3 protein-coding genes and 1 pseudogene are annotated in these 4,121 nt (G+C 60.0%); 2 read left to right on the forward strand and 2 right to left on the reverse strand.

Translation table 11 applies throughout. The features are described 5' to 3' along the window. Together VGP75_RS05850 and VGP75_RS05855 are read right to left on the reverse strand one after the other, a co-directional pair. A partial coding sequence (locus tag VGP75_RS05850; protein ID WP_327542757.1) for an ASKHA domain-containing protein occupies nt 1-1,073 on the reverse strand: 1,073 nt, incomplete at its 3' end. A 93-nt stretch (nt 1,074-1,166) separates the two neighbouring features. Then, nucleotides 1,167-1,835, reverse strand: coding sequence for a hypothetical protein (locus VGP75_RS05855; RefSeq protein WP_327542758.1), 669 nt, complete (start codon nt 1,833-1,835; stop codon nt 1,167-1,169). Nucleotides 1,836-1,976: 141 nt separating this feature from the next. Here VGP75_RS05855 and guaB point away from each other — a divergent pair, with 141 nt between their 5' ends. Then, a complete protein-coding gene (guaB, locus tag VGP75_RS05860) occupies nt 1,977-3,425 on the forward strand; it encodes an IMP dehydrogenase (protein ID WP_327542759.1) in 1,449 nt (482 codons plus the stop codon). A 3-nt stretch (nt 3,426-3,428) separates the two neighbouring features. Continuing rightward, nucleotides 3,429-4,121 (forward strand): annotated as a pseudogene (locus tag VGP75_RS05865) (RsmB/NOP family class I SAM-dependent RNA methyltransferase); the annotation flags it as partial.

The following is a 4,121-nucleotide window of genomic DNA, read 5'->3' on the forward strand; positions in this document are numbered from 1 at the left end:
GCGATACAGGGCAGGATATAGACCCGCGCGGCAGGGTGCAGGTTCAGATCAAGCTCGGTTGCGCGCAAAGAGATGGATTCGGATGTGGCCAGCGCGAAGGGAGCTTGCCCCAATTCGTAGGCGTCGATGCCCAAAAAGAGATGATGCATCACAGGATTGCAGACAAAGACCGCGTCCATGATCAGATTGCGGTCAATGCCTGCCTCGGACGCGATTTGCACGAAGAGCGCGTTCATGCCTTCGCGCACCGCTTTGGTCATTTCGTCCGAACCGGTGGGGTTCATCATCCCGTAACTCACGCGGCTCATCAGATCTTCGCCGAAACGGATTTGCGGGTTCATGATGCCCGATGAGGCGACAACCTCGCCGGATTGCAGATCACAAAGGTGGGCGGCAATAGTGGTCGAGCCAAGATCGACGGCCAGCCCGTACAGCGTGCCTTCATAAAAGCCCGGCCAGATCTGGATAATGCGCGGGCTGAAAACCGCATCGCCAAGATGCACGGCGACGGTGACTTTCCACTCACCTTTGCGCAGTGCCTTTTGCAGGGTTCTCAGCACCCCGAGATCGGCTTCGAGCGCGGGCAGGTTCCATTCGCGGCGCAGTGCCGCGACCAGCCGCTCCAGATCACCCGACGGGTCGTGCATGTCGGGTTCGGCCACTTCAACGTAGTAGAGTTTCGTTGACGGGTTCATGATGATCTCGCGCGCTTCGGCCCGTTTGCGCACGACTTGCTTGTGCACCTGGCTTTCGGCGGGCACGTCGATCACCACATCGCTTTGGATCGTGGCCTGACAGCCCAGACGACGCCCTTTTTTCAGGCCGCGTTTGTCATCATAGCGTTGCTCGACGCTGTTCCATTCGGATAGCGCGGTATCGGCAACGGTCACACCATGTTTGGAAAATTCGCCATAAGAGGGCGTGATCTGGCATTTGGAACAGATGCCGCGCCCGCCACAGACGCTATCAAGATCAACGCCCAGCTGGCGCGCCGCTGTCAGGACAGGGGTGCCGACTGGGAAATTGCCGCGTTTGCCGGAGGGGGTGAAAATGACGAGAGGATCTTTGGACATGTTATGCGCCTGTTTGTTCTTGCCGCGAATGTAGCGTCTGTCCGCATAAAGAGAAGGCCCGTATCCGTCATAATGACTATGAGCAGCGGCATGTTAGTGCAGGACATCGGTGCCCAGCAGCCAGACGGACAAAGGCACAGGCAGTGTCGCGAAGATAATCGTCAAAATCGCGTACCGGGTCTGGAACAGCCGGCTGAGCCCACCGGCCAGCATGATCCCGCCACCGCCACCAAGTGCCACATTGCCCGGCAGGTTGATCGCAAGCCCAAGCGTGACGTAGCGATAGTTGCATAAGATCGGGGTAAGCCACTTGGGCAGACGGTTCTGCATCGCTTGCAGCCGTTCTTCGCGCGGGGTTTCGTGGATTCGTTGCAGTAAACGCGCAATCCGCGCCAGATAGAAATCCTCGCACCACCTGATAAGTCGCACCATCGGCACGTATTGCCCGATGCAGAAGGCCAGCGCCAAGCCGCAGATCGTGGCGAAATACACCAATGGTGCCGCCTGCGCGCCTTCGAGTGCCAGAATGGCGATGCCTATTTCGACCCCGGGCACAAAGGGAACCGCCAGAAGGATCGCGTATCCGACCATCACGGTGATCAGCAGCCCGGTCATCATACGCGCGGCTTCGTCGGTTTCGAACATCGCGATTTTTGCCATCAGGAAATCAATGCCCGTTTTTGCGAGATAAACGAGTACAAAGACCGCCAGCAGCTTGGAGGCCACGCGCGCGAACCGTTTGGCCGCTGTTCCGATTGTCACGCCGCGTTCCCCCATAAGCGCGACAGTGGTCACATTCTTGACCAGTCACAAGCTTGCTTTTCACCCAGTTAGGTCTTTCGGTTCTTCACTATCCATGCAATAGGGACGTGCCAACGATACCACGACAAAGGAGACTGGTTGATGGAGATTCGCGAGGCACTCACCTTTGATGATGTTCTGTTGGTGCCGGGGGCGTCCAGTGTGCTGCCATCCACGGCAGATACACGCACTCGCGTGACCCAATCCATCAGCATGAATATCCCGCTTTTGTCCAGCGCAATGGATACCGTGACCGAAAGCCGCATGGCGATTGCCATGGCGCAGGCCGGTGGTATCGGGGTCGTCCACAAGAACCTCAATATTGATGATCAGGCCAAGGAAATCCGCAGGGTCAAACGCTTTGTCTCGGGGACAGTCTACAACCCCGTCACCCTGCGCCCCGATCAAACGTTGGCCGATGCCAAAGCCCTGATGGAGCGTTACCGGATCACAGGTTTTCCCGTTGTCGGCGAGGGTGGCAAGGTTGTCGGCATCGTCACCAACCGTGACATGCGCTTTGCCCAAGACGATAACACACCTGTCAGCGTGATGATGACGACGGATAATCTGGCGATCCTGCGCGAACCGGCCGATCTGGATGAGGCGCGGTCCTTGATGCAGGCGCGCCGTATCGAAAAGCTGTTGATCACCGATGATAAAGGCAAGCTGACCGGTCTGTTGACGCTCAAGGATAGCGAGCAGGCAGTGCTGAACCCGATGGCCTGCAAGGACGGGTTGGGCCGTTTGCGTGTCGCTGCGGCCTCTGGTGTGGGCGATGCCGGTTTTGAACGGACCCAGGCGCTTGTGGATGCAGGCGTTGATATGATCGTGATTGATACCGCCCATGGCCATTCCGAAGGTGTTGCCAAAGCTGTTGAGCGCGCCAAGATGCTGTCCAACGAAGTGCAGATCGTGGCTGGCAACATCGCGACAAGCGAGGCTGCGAAGGCGCTGATCGGTTCGGGTGCGGATGCGGTAAAAGTCGGTATCGGGCCGGGGTCGATCTGTACGACACGGATGGTGGCGGGTGTCGGCGTGCCACAACTGACCGCGATCATGGATTGCGCCGCAGGTGCAGGCGATGTGCCTGTGATTGCTGATGGCGGCATCAAATTCTCGGGCGATTTCGCCAAGGCGATTGCGGCGGGTGCGTCCTGCGCCATGGTCGGCTCAATGATCGCAGGCACGGACGAAAGCCCTGGCGAGGTGATCCTCTATCAGGGCCGGTCGTTCAAGTCCTACCGCGGTATGGGTAGTCTCGGGGCAATGGCCAGCGGGTCTGCTGACCGCTATTTCCAGAAAGAGGCCGCAAGTGACAAACTCGTGCCCGAGGGGATTGAGGGGCAGGTGCCCTACAAAGGCTCGGCCCATGCTGTTGTGCACCAACTTGTCGGCGGTCTGCGCGCGGCGATGGGCTATACCGGCTGCGCCACGATTGACGAGATGCGCAGGAATTGCACATTCGTGAAAATCACTGGTGCGGGGCTCAAGGAAAGCCACGTTCACGACGTGCAGATCACCCGTGAAAGCCCGAATTACCGGGTCGGCTAGGGCATGACCCCCGGCGCACGTGTGGCCGCAGCCATTGCGGTCTTGGACCAGATACAGGCGGGCGCTGTCGCTGAGCAGGCGCTGACAGCCTGGGCGCGGGGCAGCCGCTTTGCGGGGTCCAAAGACCGCGTTGCGGTGCGCGATCATGTTTTTGACGTGCTGCGCGCGAAACGCTCGCTGGGTGACGGAACCGGGCGCCAGTTGATGCAGCGGTTGGCGCAGCGCGAAGGCTGGCACATCGCAGAGCTGTTTTCCGGCGATGGCCACGCACCTGACCCGCTTACGGCAGAGGAAATGGCGGCGTTGGATACGCCGCTGACGCTCTCTGCTGCCGCCCGCTGCGATTTGCCGGATTGGCTCTGGCCGCTGTGGCAGGAAAGCCTGGGTGAACGCGCCGAGGCGGTCGCACAGGTCCAGCAGGGCCGTGCCGACGTCTTCTTGCGCGTGAACATGCGCAAGGGATCGGTGGCAGCGGCCACGGATGCGCTTGCCAAGGACGATGTGAAAGCCGTGGCGCATCCGGATGTTGCAGGCTGTCTGCGTGTCACCGGTAACCCGCGCCGTGTCAAAACCGCGGCCGCTTATCTGTCAGGACTGGTCGAATTGCAGGACGCGGCATCGCAACGGGCTGTGCGCCGTATTGCTGTGCCGGATGGAGCGCGTGTGCTGGATTACTGCGCTGGCGGCGGCGGCAAG

The organism is Yoonia sp. (assembly GCF_036007805.1).
Lineage (GTDB): Bacteria > Pseudomonadota > Alphaproteobacteria > Rhodobacterales > Rhodobacteraceae > Yoonia.